Source organism: Paenibacillus sp. GQ49 (assembly GCF_059759055.1).
Genome location: NZ_JCAXEL010000006.1, coordinates 1 through 19941 on the forward strand (window position 1 = coordinate 1; position 19941 = coordinate 19941).

Consider the following 19941-nt stretch of genomic DNA (forward strand, 5'->3'; position numbering starts at 1 on the left):
ATTTCAAGAACTTTTATATTAATTTATATATTGCAGCAGGTTGTATTCACTCTTCTTGAGGAAAATGGGCAATTTACGTTGCAGTTTCCCTCTGCCATAGCTTAAATAATTATAATTTGGAAGATATATTTACTTATCCGCTTCAACAAAAAAGCTTCACCTTCACTTGTGTAGCTGCACATGATATATTGAGTGTATATCAACCAAAGGAGTGTGTGATCCATTATGGCACGTACACAAACACAAAAAGCATTACGCAAAGCAGAGCGGTCAGGTCAATGGTGCTCGGAACAGAGCCGAAGAGTTAACGGAGATTATGGTGCGTTATCCCAGCATGTACGACTCATGCCTACGAAGCAGGAAAAGTTGCAAAAGGTCAAACACAAGAAGCAGATCATCCAGGATGGTGGTGCTTCTTTTTATTTTGTCCATAAGGAACGGATTGCTGGATAAGTAAAATGATAGAATTTTGTACACTAAATGAAGGGAAGAACCTATACATATGACAACAGCGCTGCACATGAATAAAAAAATCGTTCGGCGTTTTTTGCTGCAAACGCAAGCTTTACTTGGACGTTGGCCCGCAGTTTCCTTACCTTCGGGACCCGACCAAGTGATGAGTCTGATCCGCTCCCTTGGCTGTGTGCAGATCGATCCTGTGGCTGCTGTAACCGGGAACCAGCATTTGGTGCTGGGTGTTCGCGACCCTGGTTATACTTCTAACAGTTTAAATGCGCTGCTGAGTGATCACAAGGTGTTTGAATATTTTGCAAATGCTGCTTGTGTCATTCCAATCGAGGATTATGCTCTCTTTGAACCTGTGCGTGCTCGATTAAGGGAGCGTCTGGCTCCGTCCTTGCAAGGTCTGGAGAAAACAGTGCAGCATGTGTTACAGCGTTTGAAGGAAGAAGGACCTTTACCTTCCAGAGCCTTCCGTGCTGTTGAACGGGTAAGTGGTTATTGGGACAGTGCAGATGTGCCTAAGACGAAGGATACCACACTTGCTCTGAATTTACTGTTAGACTCCGCTGTGATTCGTGTGGTGGCGAGGCAGGGGAATGAACGTTATTTTCATATTACCGAATCCGGATTGCAACAACAGGGACTTACGATAAAAGAAGACATCGATGTGTTGGCCCAGAGACAGGCTCTGCTGGATAAATACATTCATGCGTATCGTGTCGTAGATGCCCGTGATCCCCGTCTGGGTTGGCTGAAATCTACAGCGGCTGAACGACGCGCCGATATTGCTGCCCGTGTGTCAGATGGGCGAATGATCCCGCTTAAGGTGGAGGACGTGGCGACGCCTTATTATATTCGTGCTGAAGATGAGGATTTGCTGCTGCATATGGAAAAGGAAGAGCCACACTATGATCCGTCTGGCCCGGTCCGTTTCCTGCCACCGCTGGACAACCTGTTATGGAGAAGAGAACGTATTGTTGATTTATTTGATTTTCACTATAAATGGGAGATCTATACGCCAGAGGTGAAAAGAACCTACGGTTATTATGCCATGCCTATTCTTCACGGTGATCGGTTGATTGGACGTATGGACCCACGACTTGATCGCAAAACTGGAGTACTTACCGTTCGTTTGTTATCGATGGAAGAGACTGCTCCACCTGTGGAGGAATGGATTACGGATTTTCGGGAGGGACTTCAATTCTTTGCGTCCATGCATGGAGCACGTTCCATTACTATCGAGAAGACGGTACCAAAAGAGTTGAAAAAGCTGCTTAAATCGATTTGATTAGGGAATACATGAAAGAATGTATGGACACGGAAATTGGAATTGTTGAGTGATTTTAAAAGGGCAAAAAAAAGAGGAGCCAGATGGCTCCCCTTCATCGATTTTAAAATCAGATCTTTAACATGATATCCACAAGTTAGCTCTAACGAAAATCTAAGCTCACGTCCACGCCCAAACTTCTTTAGTTCACCAGATGAGGCATTTCAACGTTGGGATCAACATCTGCTTCATAATCCACACCATCGGTTTCAAAACCAAACAGCTGGAAGAATTCGCGACGGTAACCTTCCAGATCGGACAGATCGTAGATGTTCTCTGTGGTCAACTCATTCCAGAGCTTCGCCACTTCTTCCTGAACGTCAGCTCTCATCTCCCAATCGTCAATGCGAATACGACCTTGAGCGTCGGTTGGAACTTCTCCTCCCGTATACAAGCGATCAGCGAACAGACGTTGCAATTGCTCAATGCAGCCTTCGTGCAAGCCTTTTTCTTTCATGACTTTGTACAATGCTGAGATGTACAGCGGTACGACTGGAATCGCGGAGCTGGATTGAGTCACCAGCGCTTTAGCTACAGTTACGTATGCACGTCCACCTGTTGCACTCAGACGATCATTCAGCTTGTGTGCAGTCGCTTCCAGATGATTCTTGGCCTGACCGATGGAACCATCACGATAGATGGCATGGGTAAGTTCAGGACCGATGTAGGAGAATGCGATCGTTGTTGCATCATCAGTAAGCACGCCGCCTTGTTGCAGGGCATCCATCCATAGTTCCCAATCGTCTCCACCCATTACGGTTACCGTCTGACGAATTTCCTCTTCGGTTGCCGGCTCAAGGGTAACAGAGCTGATTTCGCCTGTGTGGAAGTTTACCGTTTTGTTCGTGTAGGATTGTCCGATTGGCTTCAGCACAGAGTTGAATACTTCACCCGTGTTCGGATCGGTACGTCGTGCCGAGGCTACGCTGTATACAACAAGATCGACTTGACCGAGTTCACTGCGAATCAGTTCAACGGCTTTGTCTCGTGTTTCGTTTGCGAATGCATCACCTGTAATGCTGTACGATTTCAGGCCTGCTTCCTCAGCGGCTTTTTCGAATGCAGCGGAGTTGTACCAGCCTGCAGAAGCCGTACGTTTCTCTGTGGAACTGCTTGGACGATAAATGCCGACTGTATTCGCTCCAGCTCCAAAAGCAGAAACAACGCGTGACGCCAGACCGTATCCGGTGGAAGCACCGATCACGAGCACATTACGCGGTCCTTTCAGCTCAGGCTGGGATTTCACATAATCAATCTGTTCCTGCACTTGCGCAGCGCAACCTACAGGATGGGAAGTGGTACAAATAAAACCACGTGTTCTTGGTTTAATAATCATTTATTTGCATCCTTTCATATTCAGCTCATGTTTCAGCATTTCGATAAAATGCTCTTACACATACTTTCTTATTGTAAAACAATTACCTCGGAAACGGAAACCGTTTCGTTGATTTCGCCGGAAGGGTGGCGTTATATCACTAATTTTGCGATGATGTGAATAGAATGTACTCGCTTGTTAGGACAGAAAGGACAGGGATACCATGCTGAAGGAACGCATTGAACTGCTAAGCAAAAGAAAACAAATCTCCCGTAAAGACCTTGTGGAAGGTCTGGTCACGCAGGCCCACTTTGCCAATATTCTGGCTGATCGTTATCCGCTACCTGAGGACTTGGCAGAAGCCATCGCCGGGCGTCTTGGGGTATCCCCTTCCTATATTCTAAAAGCTGCGGCTCAGGACGAGGAAACACTCGAACGAGCAGAGGTTGTTTTCGAACAAATGTCTGTTCCAGCGTCGGCGATATCCGAAGATACGGTGCATGCACTGGCAGATCGGGATGACACGTTGACCGTAGAGTTGACAACAGCTTTGATGAAGGCAGTCTATTATCAGCAATTAAACGATGCAACGGCTCATGAGTATATACATACGTCCTACCTTAATTTTTACCTGGAGAAGTACGGTCGTCCAGATGATATTGATCTGCCGCGTCCGTTAGTCAAAGCACTTTTATTCTATAAAATACAGTATTATCGTTCCAAAATGGCCTTTGTGGATGTATTAACTCATGCAAGCAGGCTCAGTGACCTGGCGCTTCCTGGCAGTGAATTCTGGTTGTCTGTGCAAAATATCAAGATGGAAGCCTATATTCAGGTCAAACAGTATGAAGAGGCAAAACAGGTATTCGAGCTTACGATGCGTCATGTCTATGATCAACGGATGTTCCATCGGTTGTCCGGGTTATATGTGGCATATAGTGGCTATTGTTTCACGATGGGGCTGGTTCAGGAGGCACTCTCGGCATTAACGATGGCGGAGGCAAACCTCGTGTATGCCAGCAACCAGGGAGATCTGGTGACGGCAATTGCCAACAATCGCATTGTCATGCTGACGATGACAGGTGAACTGGATCAGGCACAGGCGGAGATTGAACGATTTGAATCGCTATTGCAGCAGGAAACGGAAGAAACACAGCTCGCAATGCAGCCGCTCGTCAGTGTGTATCGATGCGAAGTGGCTCTGGCACGGAAGAACTGGGGCGTGCTCGCACAGAGTGTAGATCAACTCTTGAAATGTGCCACAACACAGGACCAGCAGATGAGCGCAACCTTCTACCAAAGCCATCTGGCTCTTGCGCATGGAGATCGCGAAGTTTTCATGGAGCGGGCACTTGCGTGTCTGCCTTATTTTGAATCCGCGCAGCATGTCATGCGGCTTGAACCGTTATATGAGGGGATGGCCGTAGTATCCGAGGATCAGCGGAAATACAAGGAAGCAGCCATGTATTATCGGAAGCTGGTATATCTGTTACGCAAAAAATAGAGCGGAAATATAATATTATCTGTTTGGAAAAGATGGATTATTTCGACTCTGTTTCATGAGCGTAAGCAGTACTAAGCTCCACAAAGTTCAGGACTTCGTCTGATACAGGGTATAGTCCTGACTCCGTAGCAGGGAGTTTCCTCACTTCCCAAAACTTTTCCATCAATTTCTCATCTCCATTAAAAGTATCGTGTGATAACTTCATTAATTCACAGGCAATGTTATAGCCTTCATCGGATTGTGGAGGAACAGATTCCTGTATGCACCACTCAATCCGGCGTATCAAGGAGACATATTGTTGAGTAGTCTTATCGTTATTACTAAGATTCGGTAATGATCTCTATAGAAAGGCAACTTCTTCAGTATCAAAATAATCGATCCACTGTTTAGAAATGGGCTGTACGTTATGGACCAGATGCGAAACCCGATCCCAGGAAAGTATGCCTTCTAGATCTATCATATTGATCAAAGACGTAGTATTTACAATACTACCCTGAATTGAAGTTAACTGCTCCTGAAGATGATTATGATGTGCGATCAGAATATGACGAAAAGATAGCTTGTTCATTACATTTTGAATATCTTCAAGCGATAGTGATAGTGATTTAAGCAACGTAATCTTTTCAAGCGTGAATAAATCTTCCTCTGAATAATAACGGCGCCCATTATCTTCCTTATGACTCGGTGTTAGTAGACCGATCTGATCATAATAACGTAGTGTTCTAACGGAGATATTCCTCTGTTTGGATACTTGTCCTGTTGTCCATCTGGGCATGTTATTTATTCCCTCCCATAAAAATGCTTGCAGGTGACGTTACGTCACCTAATATCATTATAATAAATAACAGAGGATTGAGGGATTAAGGATGACTAGATCGGTAATGTGGAAGAAGATGGATCATTGGACTTGGCGTGAGTTAATTGTATTACTCACTCTGGAATTCGTATTTGTAATGTTCGTTATCAAATACGCGATACAGTCCATGTATGAGAAGTGGTTTGAGAATACGCTTTATTCAGGGACACTCACAGGGCTTACCATCGCAATTACACTTTTAACGGGACTGTATTTGATTGCTTTACGACCCAAAAAGCTGTCGTGGAGAGATGTAGGAGTGAAGGAATTTCCTGTGAGAGATTGGTGGAGAATTGGACTTTGGCTACTGCTTCTCATCATTTTTAGTATGACAGCAATATATCTCACGAGTTTTCTTGGAAATACGGTAGAAAACAGCAAAACAGAGAGTCTGCAGCGAGATGTAACTCTTTTTACTATCGTTATTGGTATTGTTTCGGCTGGATTTGTGTCACCATTCTATGAGGAGATCTTTTACCGCGGATTCATATATCGCTGGCTACGGACTCGTATTAGAATGAAATGGGCGATTGTTGTTAGTGCACTGATCTTTACACTTGCACACTATCCCACGATTAATGCCATGCCCGTGAATTTTATTAGTGGGGTTGTACTTGCATGGACCTATGAACGAACAGGATCGGTCGTGCCCGGCATGATTGTTCACGGTGTGTTTAATACGATTGCCGTAGTGTTAACCGCGATGAGTTAGAATGATGAGTAAGTTAAGGATACACAATTAGTGCTAATGAGTCTTTTGGAGTCACTTATATGGAGAGGATCACTAGTTTGTACACATTTGAAAATGAATATTTGGGCTGTAATTTTGTGCAATGCAACGTATTTGGCACAAAATATGGCCGCCAATCGTGAAATGAAGATCGGATTAGCAGATCTTTTTTGCGGAATTAGCATCATTCCTTACCAAAGAAACGATTATCCCGTAATTCAATTGCCGGATTTTTCGTTTTTTTTGTATGCCGCCAGAAGGGTATTCAAGGACAAGTCACGGTGTTTATAATTTAACTATAAATACGTGTTCAAAAAGTCTGGTTTTCAGTACCGAGAAGATGGAATGAAGATAGAAATGGAGTAGCGGAGCGTAGGAGACCTACGTGAGCAACGGACATTTCGGCTGAATTTCATATTCGATGCTGATGATGCCGCTAGGCATGATTCGTAATCAAAAGTGGACTTTTTGAACAACTTCTAAAAACAAATAAAACAAATGAGGTGTTTGATATGGGATGGTTCGGTAAAAAGAACAAACAGGAAGATGCAATTGCTAAAGCGGATAAAATGATGAATAAAGGACTCACGGGCATGATGATGAAAGGTTTTGTATCAAAGGAACATCGGGATGCGATCAACCAAAGTCTGGATTCGGCAAAGCAGGCACAGTTGGCGGCGAGTGGTTCTCTGCCTTTAACGGCAACAGCAACGGTGGTGACAATCACCGATACAGGCAAACTGATCAACTTTGATCCGATTGTTGTGCTTGTGTTGGATGTGACAGAAACGAATGGCAACCAGTATCAGCGAACATTGGAGACACTGGTGTCCAAAATGCAGATTCCACGAGTAGGCGATCGGGTGGGGTTAGGTCAAAATCCAGCAAATCCGTCCGAACTGATCTACATGGGGCTACTGTCCATCTAGAAGGTATTTGGTTATAGGACAGTGATACTCTATTTGAATAATGCGTATAACAACGAATGATAGATATACTATTCCAGGTGTTGATAGAGATATTAAGAGAAATATTATGAGAGGGTGGATCATATGGTAGGTTTCCTGAGATTCATTGGTGTATTAACGGTGTTCGGAGTGGGGTTCTCCCCATTTCTGGCACAACAGCTGTGGAATGATCCGTTTATGATTATGCAGGCATGGTGGTATACTCCGGCGATCTTTGCCGGGTTTGCACTGATCTTTGTTCCTGCGATTTTGAGCAATATTTTTGGCGTAGGTCGAGTGAAGACAGGTTTACCAGCAGTGGGGGTCATTAAGACTATACAACAGACGGGGACGTATATTAATGAACAGCCTGAGGTTCGATTGGGTCTGACGGTGTCGCGTAAGGGGCGCGAGAAATACGATACGGAGATGAAAGCCGTCATTCCACTGACCTCCATGGCACAGTTTCAGCCGGGCAGTTTCATTCCGTTAGTTGTTTCCGTAAAGGATGAGCGCAAGGTAGGGCTTGATATGAAGGGGCAATTATCACAGGAGGATATGCAGCAATTGTTGGATGAAAAAATGGTACAGCAAGGGGTATCACCTGAAATGATGGATATTGCAAGAACAGGGGAAAAAGCGATGGCCAAGATCCTTGATGTCACTCCACTTGGGAGTGGAGGCAGTAATAAGATCAAGCTTCAGCTCAAACTCAGCATAACGAAAACGAACGGTAAAACCTTTAATGTGACAACGCAAAAAGAAATTTTGTCATCTGCGCTGCCGCAGGTGCAGCAAGGTCATATCATTAACGTCATCTATTCAAGACAAGATCCAACAAAATTGGTGTTGGCATTGAGTGTACAGGAGCGACAATTAAGTGACTTATTCTCTTCCTGAGGATGTAGACAAAAGGGGGTCCTAGAGATCATGTTTATGACGTGCAGGACCCCCTTTTTCATTTGGTATGTACGAGAGATGCAAGCAACGGACGGTTTTCAGACAATACCAAGGCGCATGCGATAAGAAAAGAGTACTTTTCTGGATTCTCCGTCAAATACACGATTAGCCAGCGCTCTGAACTCGTCAGCAGCTGTTAATAGATCATCCGCTCCGAACTTCAACGCCGTTTGCAGGCCGCCTTGGCTCAGGGCGAGATTGACATATCGATCGGCTGTGAATGTCTCGTGGTGATGAAACACGATTTCCCGGACATATCGGAACAACCCAGACTGCTGAATCTGCTGCAAATGCCCATCCTTGCTCCATTTGTGTGCCTGACTATCCTGGGGAGCCAGACTGGCTGCTCGTTGATCTGCTTCCTTATTCAGCTGCAGATAGGCTTGTTCTAACTGCCAGTCTAACATTGGCGGCCAGTCGCAATCGTAGGCTGCAAATACGCCCCCTGTACGAAGTACACGTGCAAACTCACGTAGTGTGGGTTGCGGCTCCATCCAGTGAAATGATTGGGAGCAGGTTAGCACATCGACACTGCCATCTGGTAGTCCGAGGTCATGAGACAAGCCGGACACAAAACGGAGGTTATCCGGCTTCCCGGCAGATTCCCACTTGGATTCTGCTACAGACCTCATGTCATCGCTGGGTTCAAAGCCGATGATACGCTCAGCTTCATTAAGCCAGATCCAAGAGGATAAGCCGGTGCCGCAGCCAACATCTGCGACCATACGCGGTGTGCTGCCAAGATATGTCGTTAGAATATCCACCACTTCAGTGGGAGCAGCTGGTCGGTTCTGATCGTATAACGTACCAAAACCTTTGAAACGTTCCACATTGTTGCGTCTAATGTCTTGCATGGATAAACCTCCTTCGGTCAGATGGATGACGTAGAGTCAGCTGTGATCAAAAGTTATATAGGCCTATATTATATCATTCATGGTTGGGAAGTTTGTTCATGACGTTCTGCAAATGTTCAACAGCTTTGATATGACGTCTGAGCAATTCCTGTCCAACATGAACAGGCTCGATTACGGTCAGCTCGGAACCAAATGACAGCAGGAAGGAGTAGAGCCATTCCCCTACATTCAGTTCGAGAGACACACGGAGCCTGCCATCAGGCTCTTTTTTAATGAGGGAAGGTTCGAAAAAATCATGTACTCGGTATGCAATGTTGCTGGAGAACGAGAGTGTCAGAGGAGTCAGGACAGGAGCTGCTTCTGATTCAGGGTAGGTTGACCCCGCATGAACAGGTTGATCATGTTTTCTCGTTAGAAAGGTCAATTGAGTGATCCGTTTCATTTTGAATGTCTCGAATTCTTTCCGATCAGGATCATTATGAATGTACCCTTTGAAGTACCATGTACTGTTTTTGAATATAAGCTTCTGTGGCTCCACAGTTGGCATGCTTTTCTCACCATCCGAATTAACATAATGAAACGTAATCAGTTGATTCGTTAATATGGCTTGTTTCACCTGATTGAACAGTTCTCTCTCTTGCAGGGGAATGCTGCCCCATGGTGAGAAATTGAATTCGATCCAGTCCAGCTTGTGATCAAACAGGGCGGTTAACCGTTGCAGCATATGAGCACTATTAAGGTGTGGGATTGCACTGATGCTGTATAGCCCCATCAAAATTTCGTTCTGGTCTTCTTCCGACAACAGGGACTTGTCCATGACATAGTTGTCCATCAGATGGATACCGCCATGTTTGCCGGTCGTTGTATAGACGGGAATGCCCGCAGCGCTCAACCGGTCGATATCGCGGTACACCGTACGTACAGAAATCTCGAACATACGGGCGAGTTCGGGTGCGGTGGCTTTCTTTTTCTCCAATAACAAAAGCAACATTCGAAATAGTCGGTTATTTTCCATGCTCTGATTATACCATGACAATAGGTGTCAGGGTATGGGTGGTACACTAATGTAAAAGTCTTACCAAGACATTTTGACTCAGTCTTATAATTTTGTTCTTCATTTATTGCGAAGTAGTGAAGGGGACGATATCGATTCTGAAGAAACGAAGTGTTCGCATTTATCATCGGATTTTTCCATTTAGAAATGGGAATAAAAGAAATCCGAGGATAACAGCGATCAGAAGAACGATTCGTGACCGGAACGGCTACTCGCATAATATCAAGCACTTTATATCGAAATGAGTTAAATATGAAGGAGGAACTGGTCATGACAATGAAAGAAGGATTTTACTGGGGTGGCGCTACGGCTGCCAATCAATTCGAGGGTGGATGGAATCAAGGTGGCAAGGGGCCAAGCACGTCTGACATGATGACAGGAGGAACACACACGATTCCACGCCGGATTACGCCTGTACTGGAAGAGGGCACGTATTATCCGAGCCATGAAGCGGTTGATTTTTACGGACATTACAAAGAAGATATTGCCATGATGGCAGAGATGGGCTTCAAAATGTTCCGCATGTCCATCAACTGGTCCCGGATCTATCCGAACGGTTATGATCTGGAGCCAAACGAAGAGGGATTGAAGTTCTACGATAATGTTTTTGCCGAGTTGAAAAAATACAATATTGAGCCGCTCGTAACGATCTCCCATTATGAAACGCCATTTGGTCTGACACAGAAGTATAATGGCTGGGCTTCCCGTGAAGTTATCGATTGTTATATCCGTTATTGTACAACCCTGTTCAACCGTTACAAGGATCAGGTCAAATACTGGCTGACGTTTAACGAAATCAACTGTCTGACGATGCCGATGGGTGCATATATGGCTGCAGGTATTCTGTTTGAAGGTAAAGAGACATTGGTCGACGGAGTGGATGATCCTCAGACTCGTTTCCAGGCATTACATCACCAATTCGTTGCGAGTGCCAAAGCGGTGAAGCTGGGACATGAGATTAACCCTGATTTCCAGATCGGCTGTATGGTCGCTTTCATGACCACCTATCCAAACACATGTAACCCGGACGACATGTTGCTTGCACAGAAGAAAGACCAAATTTCCAATATGATCTGCGGTGATGTACAGGTTCGTGGAGCGTATCCTGGATTCGCCAAACGTTTCTTCGCCGAAGAAGGTATCCAGATCGAGATGCAACCGGGAGACGAGCAGACTTTGCGTGAAGGCTGCGTAGACTTCTATTCCTTCAGTTATTATATGTCTTTGGTTGAAAGTGCGGATGAGTCCCTCGAGAGAGCAGAAGGTAATCTGCTGGGCGGTATCAAAAATCCATATCTCGAAGCTTCCGACTGGGGTTGGCAGATTGATCCAAAAGGACTGCGTTACACGCTGAATCATCTGTATGATCGTTATCAGATTCCACTGATGGTGGTTGAGAATGGTCTGGGTGCTATCGATGTGGTAGAGGAAGATGGCTCCATTCAGGATGACTATCGCATTGATTATCTGAAAGGTCACATTGAACAGATGAAAGAAGCGGTAGCTGACGGCGTAGATCTCATTGCCTACACGATGTGGGGATGTATCGACCTGGTTAGTGCTTCCACTGGAGAGATGAAGAAGCGTTATGGCTTCATTCATGTCAATAAAGACAACGACGGTAACGGAGACTTGAGCAGAACACCGAAGAAGAGTTTCCACTGGTACAAAAAAGTTATCGAATCCAATGGTGAAGAGTTATAATTTGGCATAAATCAATACCCGCTTGTTCCTATGCATGGGACAGGCGGGTTTTTGTATTGTGGTGCATAAAATGCAGATTTATTTACATACTGAACTAAAGTGACTAACCTAACTATGATATTTTAAATCTACTTTACGGACACTGTGGAATCGTTGATAACTGATTTTAGAAAGGTGAGATTTCTGTGGACGCGTCTGGGAACCGCTACAATATGTCGCCCATTCATATATTTTTTGTGTTATATGTCAGTTTGGTCAGTGTTGGTTTGATGAATTTTCAATATAAGATGCTTCACGGGGCAGAGAACGATGGTTGGATCAGCATCGTGATTGCCTCTTTTATTGTAGCCGGAGTTATTAAAATGATGTATGTTTTGCTGGGGCGCCAATCCCCGACCCAAGCTACGCTTGTACACATCAATCAACGCTATTGGGGCAGGTACGCAGGCTCCATCATCAACTGGATTTTTATGTTGTACTTTGTGCTGGGTTCTTCTGTGGCCTTCCTTTCCTATGTTCATATTGTTCAATTATGGGTTCTGCCTACCCAAAATACCTGGTTAATCAGTCTGGCAATATTGGTAATAGCCTACTATTGCGTGGCTGGCGGGATACAGTCGGTAACAGGTATGTGTCTTTGGGGAACCCTGTTCATTCTCGTGCTTGTTTTTCCACAAATTTTTCTAGTGTCATCCTATTTACATCCTCGCAATTTGCTGCCGATTTTGGATCATGATGCCTCCTCCATCTGGCTTTCAACACGGGATATGCTCCACGAATTTATCGGCTGCGGTATTCTGCTGGTCGTTTATCCCTTTATCCGAACACCCGAACGTTCGATTAAATGGGCTTATGCTGCAGTCATTACCGCCACAGTGGTGTACCTGGTTTTTTTCACATTTGCCTTTATGTTCTTCAGTCACGGACAAATGAAAGAGCATCTGTGGCCCACACTCAATCTGATCAGTATTATCGAAATGCCCTTGATCCAACGCATGGAGTATCTGGTCTTGTCTTTCTGGTTATTGAAAATGTTAGCGATTATTACGCTGGGACTCTGGGCGGCCTGTCATTGTCTGAAATTAGAGAGGTCGATCAGACCCACCCTGGGTCTGAGGTTCGCTGTGGTAATCTTCGTGATTTTAATCTTGATCATTAGAGATACCAACCAGATTGAGATGATGACAGAGGTGTATATGCGAATTGGAGAAGTGTTGATCTATATGTATCTTCCGCTTCTTTTTCTATTCTCCTTGTTCCGAATCAATCAGGGTCAGTTCTCCCCCACGAAGGACACCACAAATAGCGCGGACAAAGGAGATGAAGAATGAACTTATCTGCCCATACTCAAGAGCAAAGATTGGAGTCCGTTACGGATGTGCTTGCAGCCTGTGGTCGTTCCGATGATTTCATGACCCGTGATATAACCATTGGCAATTTGCCACTCGAATTTTGCTATTATAAAACGCTGGTAGACAGTCATTTGCTGGAAATTGTAATCCATGCGTTGCAAGAGCACACTGCTATTGACACAGTAGTGAGTTTGCACGATCTGATAACTCATACCCCTCTGGAGGAACTGAAAGTTTCGGATCAGAGTGATGAAGTGTTGCAAGCTCTTCTTCAGGGCAATCTGCTGATTCGAGGCCATATTCATGAACAGGAGACCATTCTCGTTCCTATGGCAGGCAAGGAAGGAATCCGAAGTAATAATGATACCGAGAATGAGTTCAGTGTAATAGGTCCCAAAGTTGGCTTCGTGGAATCATTGGCAGTTAATCTGCATTTGATTCGTATGCAGCTGCGCACAACCAATCTGATTGTAAAGGAAATAACGGTAGGGTCCTTGTCCCAGTCCAAAGTGGCCATTCTCTATGTGGAAGGCATCGCCAATCCTGACAACGTGACGAGGATGGAAGAGCGACTGAAGGCTATTGATTTTGATGTTGTATTTGATACCTCACAATTGGATCAATTGATTGCAGATAATTCGTTCACGCCTTTTCCGCTGTTTACCACAACGGAACGCAGGGACAGAGTTATCTATGCACTCATAACAGGCCAAGTGGCGGTGATTAGTGATGGCTCTCCCTCTTTTATAACAGGCCCGTCGACGTTGTTTGATTTCTTTGTCTCTCCGGAGGATTATTATCTGCCTTGGGCGCTGGGTTCCTTTTTTCGCCTGATCCGCATCTTTGGGGTGATTTTCTCCCTATTCGCCTCGGCGCTATATGTTGCCTTAATGACATTTCACTACGAAGTTGTGCCTAAAGAGCTTTTGGGCAAATTGATTTCTACCAGGCAAAGTGTACCTTTTCCGCCTCTTTTTGAAGCAATATTTCTGGAAACGACGATTGAATTTTTGCGGGAAGCCGGCGCGAGATTACCCAATCGTATCGGACAAACGCTAGGCGTAGTGGGTGGCATTATTCTGGGACAAGCTGCTGTAGAAGCTGCGCTTACAAGTAATGTGTTGATTATTATTGTATCCTTGTCTGCGCTTGCTTCGTTTGTCACACCGATCTATAAAATGTCGAATGCGATTCGTTTTTTACGCTTTCCGATTATTCTGTTAGCTTCAATCTGGGGCGCTTTTGGCATTGCGATTGGACTTTGTTTTCTGCTGGTTCATCTGTCGCGTTTGAAGTCCTTAGGTTCACCATACATGTCGCCATTCTTCCCGATGCGGTTCAATGATCTCAAAGACAGCCTGATTCGAGCATCCTATGAACAGACGACTACCCGTCCGAGTTATTTGAGGCCACTCTCTTTCATTCGTTATAAGCCAGGTAAAATGCATCGAACAAATCGTCTGGACGAGGAGTGATTAGGTATGAACCGTATAGGCAGAATCCTGTTGATTTTAATGGTCATATTTCTTCTCAGTTCCTGTAAAGATACCAGTATCATTAACAAGATCAGTCTTGTTCTGACTTCCGCATACGATCTGCAAGACGACCACATCCATAACAGTGTGCTGATTGGGGAGTATAGCGACAAAGACAAAAGTGATGTTAGATTGATGGAGATCGATTCATCGAATAACTTTGACGTTGTGTCAAGGATGAATATGCAGTCGAAGGAACCTATTGAATACGGCCAGTTAAGAGTGATGGTACTCGGGGAAATATATGCACGTCATGGTATTGGTAATATTTTGCATATTCTGTCTCACAATACAAAGGTGTCCAGACGGATGCAGCTTGCGGTTGCTGAAGGCAAGGCGCTGGATATTATTAAAGCATCCATGCCTTTTCAAGATCCGTTATATCTGATGAAATTAATCGAGCAAAATGCCAATTATGCAAATCTCCCTCATTCAAGCTTGCATCAGACGTTGTTCCAGTATTTCAGCAAGGGGCAGGATATTTATCTTCCAAGGCTCACCCTTAATGAACAACAGAAAATTGAATTGGATGGGTTGGTTATATTTAGGGGTGAACTCGCAACGCTTCAGATCAATGAGGAGGAGGGATTATGTTTGAAATTGCTGACAGAGAACGCTAAAAACGGCAAGTTTCTGGTGCCTGTCACAGATGTTCCTAACTTGACACAATCTGTTCCGAAAGAACCTCACTATGCATTGCTTAAAATTTTGTCTTCATCCGTAAAGCATCGGTCTTCTGATCCACAGTCCAAGACTTTGGATACGAGCATTCGGATCAGTGCTTCCGTCATTAAAGACTCTCAAAATGACTTTCTCTTATCGGGCAACGATATGAAAGCTCTGGAGTATGAGATCCAACAACATATGGAAGAGAAAATCAATCGACTTGTTCAGAAATTTCAGTCCGAACATGTGGACCCTGTAGGCTTCGGAGATTATGTGAAAAGCCGTACCCGTCAATGGAATAGCCAGACATTCTACAAGAACTATTCTGCCATGGATATTCGCTTACATGTGGATTTGCACCTCATACAGGATGGGATTCAAGAATAAGATAGGACATTTAACACAAAGAAATACCCGGCTATCCTTCAGTTAAGGAAAGCCGGGTATTTCTTTGTGTAGTACAACAGCGGGCCGCCTAGGCAAGCCTTCTGCTTTGCAGTTGGGACATGCGTTCCAAATGCCGCCGATAAAACCAGATGCATGTGGAGAGCCAGCAACCACTTAAGAAGTATCCGCCGACAATATCACTTGGATAATGTACCCCCAAGTAGATACGACTTATCCCAATGGTCAGTATAAATACGGCGCTGGCAATAATCATCAGTACACGTCCAGTGACGGTGGGTACATGTTTCCAGATTAGAAAGGCCAGTCCACCATACAGGCTAAATGCTGCCATAGAATGCCCACTGGGGAAGCTATAACCGCTCACTTCAATGATCCGGTTAATGGTAGGTCTGGCACGCTGGAATACCAGCTTGAGCAATGCATTTAACAGGGTTGAACCTGCGATCACACAAGCCAGGAAGAGCAGTTCGCGTTTGTGTCGCAGGAAAATGTATAATACAATCATGGCGATGATGGTAATGAAGACCACTGGCATTTCGCTGCCGATCCAGGTGAAAAGGTGCATGAATTGTGTCATACCAGGGGATTCCAACCCCTGAATCCATCCGATTAAGGTATCATCAAATCGATGAATCTGGTTGTCGCTGATGGACAGGGCGATGCTTATAAAGGCGATCATGCATAACGCTGCAACGAGCAACGGGAATGAGACGTTTCTTTTCCAGTTTTGCATCAAATGTTCAGTTCCTCCGCGATGTTTGATTTTGTAGGTTGTGTCTGCGAATGCGATCATAGCCATATTGGTATTGTGCTATAATTTTACAATAATTATTGCAGCAATAAAAATATGTAACCTTAACACGGTTGTTTGAGCAGAGAATCTAATAGGGGAGTGGGCGGAATGAAACGACGGTTGGTGATGTGCATGTTGGTCTTACTGTTGGTTACGTCTGGGTTAGCTCTATTTCCCGGAGAGAAAGTGTATGCTTGCAGTTGTGTCGAGAGTGATGTTCAAGAGAGATTGAAGACAAACACAACTGTATTTACAGGAGAAGTGGTGAAGAAGGGACGTTCTCAACAGTCGAAGCATGATGGCTTATTAAGAGAGTATACCTTTGATGTAGATACTGCATGGAAGGGGGTTAATGCCAAAAAGATGAAAATTCTCGCGAGTGACGGTGGTTCTGAGTCCTGTGGCATTCAATTTGAAAAGAATCAGTCCTACCTGATCTATGCTTATCAATATGAAGTGGATCATAAGCTTCATACGAATCTGTGCAGTCGCAATGTTCCAATTGAACAAGCCGGAGACGATCTGAAATTGCTGGGTGCGGGCAAGCTTGTAAGTAAAGAAGATTTTGGAGAAACCACCGATGGGAGAAGTGAATATATCCAACTCATATTATATGGTGGAGTCATTTTATTGGCAGCGTTGGCAGTCGTGTGGATCTGGAGACGAAAGAAAAGAATCTGAGTGCCCAACGAAAAAAGAAGTCAATCCCCGTACAGAACGTTAAGAAACATTGACGTTCTATACGGGGATTTTCAGGAGTGGCGTCAAATTTTATCCATTTGGAGTCGAGATTATCGATCCAATGGAACTAGTTCAGCTGCAACATGTATTCATAAGCCGTGACACCAAATACCCGTTTGAAATGTCGGTTCAGATGGGTCAGATCAACGAATCCACAATCGGCAACAGCAGCATAGACGTCCTTGTGTGTTTCGATGGATTGACGGGCACGCTCCACCTTGCAGTTTAAGAAAAACTGGTAGGGGGATATGCCTGCATGTGCCTTGAATTCACGGATAAATTGAAACTTGGACATGCCAAATTCGGAGCTTAGGTTGTCCAGCTTGAGCACATCTTCGTTGCTGCAAAACATGATTTCCTTGGCTTTGCGGACCAGGTTGTCCTGAGGCAACCAGAGCTTGGTGTCCATTTCCTTCTGAGCCAGCAGGTGAACCAGATCGAAGACCCGTTCGCTACACTCGGCTTCGTCCTGTCTGAGTTGAACGGCGTCGTTCAGCATCAGGATCTTACGGGCAAGCTCGGGATCATAGACGATGGGACTTCCAAAACGCAATTCCTTTTTGCCTATAATCTCCTCTACCAAATCCGGCTTCAAATACAGCATCACATAGTCAATCCCAGCCTTATCATAGGAACTTCCATCATGGGACTGTTCACGGTTAAACAACATGACACCATTTTGGTGAGAGGCCTGATATTGTCCGTCCAGGTTGTATTGTTGAATGCCGCGCAGGGTTACGCCGACCGCATACTCTTCATGGCAATGTTTTTTGTATGCAAAATCAGTAAAGCTGGCGGATAGTGCCAGCACGTCTTGCGACTTTTTATAGTTAAACCGTTCCATGCAGCACACCTCCCAAGCTTTAGATCAATCCGGATACTATAATGGCTGAGTATAACAAAAAAAGTGCCATGAGAATACTCAGTAATTTTTGGTGCCGATTCAGCAATGTTTTGAAAACCGTGCCAAAAACAACCCAACTGGAATAGGCCAGGAATCCAATGAAGGTAATTAACAGCACGAACAGGAACGAAGAAAATGAACTTTGATAAAAGGGCAATACATAACTTGGGATGACAGTGAAAGTAAACAAGACGACCTTTGGATTCACAAATTGCATGATGAAACCGTTCCAAAATCCGGTAACTTGTTTTGGTGCATCCTCCGTGGAACCCATCTTGTAGATTTGGTACGCCAGATACACCATGTACAGGCCACCGACAATCTGCATCACCTTTAGAATTCCTGGCAACACTCCCGCAAGAAGCTGATTAAGAAAAGCTGAAGCGGTAAGCAGCAGACCAAATGCCAGCGTAGCTCCCCACACATATTGCATCGTTTGACGTGCCCCAACGTGTTGTACGGAAGAAAGAATTACGATATTGCTGGGGCCGGGGGTGAATGTAACGACGATGCAGTAGATTAAAAAAGATGCAAGATTCATAATGCTGATGCTCTCCTCTGGTTGTAGTTTAGTTCCATGATCATACGTCCAGAGGGAGATACCATATAGTACATTATTGCAGCAGATACACGGTTAGCAACAGGAGCTTCCTTTTTAAAAGATAAGGGGGAGTTTTCTTTTTGAATGATTGCGTTTACAATTTAAACGAAGTACAAGGTGATCAGACAACTTGAGGAAGTGAACGGAATGAAAAAAATGCTGCTTGTTTACATTTTGCTAATCTCAGCATTTGCGTTGTATGTGTTGAGATTCGAATACACCAGTCAGGTAAACAGTTCATGGGAGGACCGTGGGCTGCGCGGTGATATCGGAGAGACGTATATCATGATTACATTCCAGTCCGGGCTGGAGTATTGGAAGAGCCCGCTCAAAGGATTTGAGGATGCCGCGGATGCACTTGGCGTGACCGTAGAATATCGCGGGGCTACCCGGTATGATGCGAAGGAGCAGACCATGGTGATCGAGCAGGCTATCGCTCGTAAACCCGCGGGCATTGCTATATCTGCAATCGATCCACAATCGTTAGTTCCAGCGATTAACAAGGCAATCGACGCAGATATCCCTGTTGTATTATTTGACGCGGATGCACCTGATAGCCAGGCCTATTCTTTTCTTGGGACAGATAATTACAAGTCGGGTGTAATGGCTGCCGATAAAATGGCTGAACTGCTGGGTCGTGAGGGAGAGGTCGCGGTATTAACTTTACCTGGGCAACAAAATCATGAAGAGCGGACGAAGGGCTTCCGCGATACGATCAAGGAGAGGTACCCTTCCATGCGGATCGTTGAAGTTGCAGATGGACACGGTGATGCGATGGTATCCAGAGACGAAACACAGAGAATGATGAAGGAACATCCCGAGCTGGCGGGTATTTTTGTGACTGAAGCCACCGGAGGAGCAGGGGCGGGGGAAGCCGTTCAAACTGCCGGGGACAGACATCCATTGCAGATTATTTCGTTTGATACAAATAAGGCTACATTGGACATGATCAAGAACGGTACGATCTCAGCTACAATTGCACAGGGAACCTGGAATATGGGATATTGGTCGCTCCAATATCTGTTCCATCTGCATCATCAGTTAACGGTTCCTGCCCCATCCTCATCCGGTGAAAATGCACCGCTTCCCGTGATGGTGGACACAGGGATCTCTGTGGTGACACGCTCGGATGTGGATGATTACTATGCCAAATAACAAGGGAGATTTCAAGAGTCCAAGGCCTTGGAGCAGGAGAGCGATTCTCTCCACTTTCAGGAACGGGATTCGG

General features: G+C 44.9%; 18 protein-coding genes and 1 pseudogene. 12 read left to right on the plus strand and 7 right to left on the minus strand.

Annotation, left to right across the window (positions count from 1 at the left end; all coding sequences use genetic code 11):
• Positions 1-225 precede the first annotated feature (225 nt).
• Together brfA and AC6CIF_RS12810 are read left to right on the plus strand one after the other, a co-directional pair.
• Positions 226-453 carry a ribosome rescue factor BrfA gene (gene brfA / locus AC6CIF_RS12805; protein WP_036617079.1) on the plus strand — a complete coding sequence of 76 codons (228 nt, stop codon included), beginning with the start codon at positions 226-228 and terminating at the stop codon, positions 451-453.
• Between the two features lie 49 nt (positions 454-502).
• The gene (locus tag AC6CIF_RS12810) at positions 503-1750 is read left to right on the plus strand and encodes a DNA glycosylase AlkZ-like family protein (protein WP_498199925.1); all 1248 of its coding nucleotides are present in this window, start codon (positions 503-505) and stop codon (positions 1748-1750) included.
• Between the two features lie 181 nt (positions 1751-1931).
• Here the strand turns inward: AC6CIF_RS12810 and fabV are convergent, their stop codons facing one another.
• The gene (gene fabV / locus AC6CIF_RS12815) at positions 1932-3125 is read right to left on the minus strand and encodes an enoyl-ACP reductase FabV (protein ID WP_498199926.1); all 1194 of its coding nucleotides are present in this window, start codon (positions 3123-3125) and stop codon (positions 1932-1934) included.
• Positions 3126-3327: 202 nt separating this feature from the next.
• Between fabV and AC6CIF_RS12820 the strand changes: the two genes are divergently transcribed.
• Positions 3328-4608 carry an XRE family transcriptional regulator gene (locus tag AC6CIF_RS12820; RefSeq protein ID WP_498199927.1) on the plus strand — a complete coding sequence of 427 codons (1281 nt, stop codon included), beginning with the start codon at positions 3328-3330 and terminating at the stop codon, positions 4606-4608.
• 37 nt (positions 4609-4645) lie between these two features.
• On the opposite strand, the pseudogene AC6CIF_RS12825 reads toward AC6CIF_RS12820, so the two are convergent.
• Positions 4646-5383 (minus strand): annotated as a pseudogene (locus AC6CIF_RS12825) (MerR family transcriptional regulator).
• A 91-nt stretch (positions 5384-5474) separates the two neighbouring features.
• Here AC6CIF_RS12825 and AC6CIF_RS12830 point away from each other — a divergent pair.
• From AC6CIF_RS12830 to AC6CIF_RS12840, 3 genes are all read left to right on the plus strand, one after another.
• Positions 5475-6176 (plus strand): CPBP family intramembrane glutamic endopeptidase, encoded by a 702-nt coding sequence (locus AC6CIF_RS12830; protein ID WP_498199928.1) that lies wholly within the window; start codon positions 5475-5477, stop codon positions 6174-6176.
• A 530-nt stretch (positions 6177-6706) separates the two neighbouring features.
• On the plus strand, positions 6707-7123 hold the full coding sequence (locus AC6CIF_RS12835; RefSeq protein WP_017686889.1) for a hypothetical protein: 417 nt from the start codon (positions 6707-6709) through the stop codon (positions 7121-7123).
• Positions 7124-7246: 123 nt separating this feature from the next.
• Entirely contained in the window at positions 7247-8041 is a 795-nt protein-coding gene (locus AC6CIF_RS12840) for a hypothetical protein (RefSeq protein WP_498199929.1), read from the plus strand.
• A gap of 98 nt (positions 8042-8139) precedes the next feature.
• On the opposite strand, the gene AC6CIF_RS12845 is transcribed toward AC6CIF_RS12840, so the two are convergent.
• The gene (locus AC6CIF_RS12845) at positions 8140-8955 is read right to left on the minus strand and encodes a class I SAM-dependent methyltransferase (RefSeq protein WP_498199930.1); all 816 of its coding nucleotides are present in this window, start codon (positions 8953-8955) and stop codon (positions 8140-8142) included.
• A 73-nt stretch (positions 8956-9028) separates the two neighbouring features.
• Complete coding sequence (locus tag AC6CIF_RS12850; RefSeq protein WP_498199931.1) at positions 9029-9970, minus strand: helix-turn-helix transcriptional regulator; 942 nt, start codon at positions 9968-9970, stop codon at positions 9029-9031.
• A 309-nt stretch (positions 9971-10279) separates the two neighbouring features.
• Here AC6CIF_RS12850 and AC6CIF_RS12855 point away from each other — a divergent pair, with 309 nt between their 5' ends.
• From AC6CIF_RS12855 to AC6CIF_RS12870, 4 genes are all read left to right on the plus strand, one after another.
• Positions 10280-11713 (plus strand): glycoside hydrolase family 1 protein, encoded by a 1434-nt coding sequence (locus AC6CIF_RS12855; RefSeq protein WP_498199932.1) that lies wholly within the window; start codon positions 10280-10282, stop codon positions 11711-11713.
• A gap of 212 nt (positions 11714-11925) precedes the next feature.
• Positions 11926-13044: a GerAB/ArcD/ProY family transporter gene (locus tag AC6CIF_RS12860; RefSeq protein WP_143760335.1), complete on the plus strand. Its 1119-nt coding sequence runs from the start codon at positions 11926-11928 to the stop codon at positions 13042-13044.
• On the plus strand, positions 13041-14540 hold the full coding sequence (locus AC6CIF_RS12865) for a spore germination protein (protein WP_498199933.1): 1500 nt from the start codon (positions 13041-13043) through the stop codon (positions 14538-14540). Before AC6CIF_RS12860 ends, AC6CIF_RS12865 begins: the two co-directional genes overlap by 4 nt.
• A 6-nt stretch (positions 14541-14546) precedes the next feature.
• The gene (locus AC6CIF_RS12870) at positions 14547-15653 is read left to right on the plus strand and encodes a Ger(x)C family spore germination protein (protein WP_498199934.1); all 1107 of its coding nucleotides are present in this window, start codon (positions 14547-14549) and stop codon (positions 15651-15653) included.
• Positions 15654-15741: 88 nt separating this feature from the next.
• Here the strand turns inward: AC6CIF_RS12870 and AC6CIF_RS12875 are convergent, their stop codons facing one another.
• Positions 15742-16407, minus strand: coding sequence for a phosphatase PAP2 family protein (locus tag AC6CIF_RS12875; RefSeq protein ID WP_083657149.1), 666 nt, complete (start codon positions 16405-16407; stop codon positions 15742-15744).
• Between the two features lie 168 nt (positions 16408-16575).
• Between AC6CIF_RS12875 and AC6CIF_RS12880 the strand changes: the two genes are divergently transcribed.
• Positions 16576-17148 (plus strand): hypothetical protein, encoded by a 573-nt coding sequence (locus AC6CIF_RS12880; RefSeq protein WP_076212303.1) that lies wholly within the window; start codon positions 16576-16578, stop codon positions 17146-17148.
• Between the two features lie 127 nt (positions 17149-17275).
• Here AC6CIF_RS12880 and AC6CIF_RS12885 read toward each other — a convergent pair whose 3' ends face one another.
• Entirely contained in the window at positions 17276-18052 is a 777-nt protein-coding gene (locus AC6CIF_RS12885; RefSeq protein ID WP_076212301.1) for an AraC family transcriptional regulator, read from the minus strand.
• A 19-nt stretch (positions 18053-18071) separates the two neighbouring features.
• Positions 18072-18653: a LysE family translocator gene (locus AC6CIF_RS12890; RefSeq protein WP_076212299.1), complete on the minus strand. Its 582-nt coding sequence runs from the start codon at positions 18651-18653 to the stop codon at positions 18072-18074.
• A 207-nt stretch (positions 18654-18860) separates the two neighbouring features.
• Between AC6CIF_RS12890 and AC6CIF_RS12895 the strand changes: the two genes are divergently transcribed.
• The gene (locus AC6CIF_RS12895) at positions 18861-19868 is read left to right on the plus strand and encodes a substrate-binding domain-containing protein (RefSeq protein WP_076212296.1); all 1008 of its coding nucleotides are present in this window, start codon (positions 18861-18863) and stop codon (positions 19866-19868) included.
• Positions 19869-19941 lie beyond the last annotated feature (73 nt).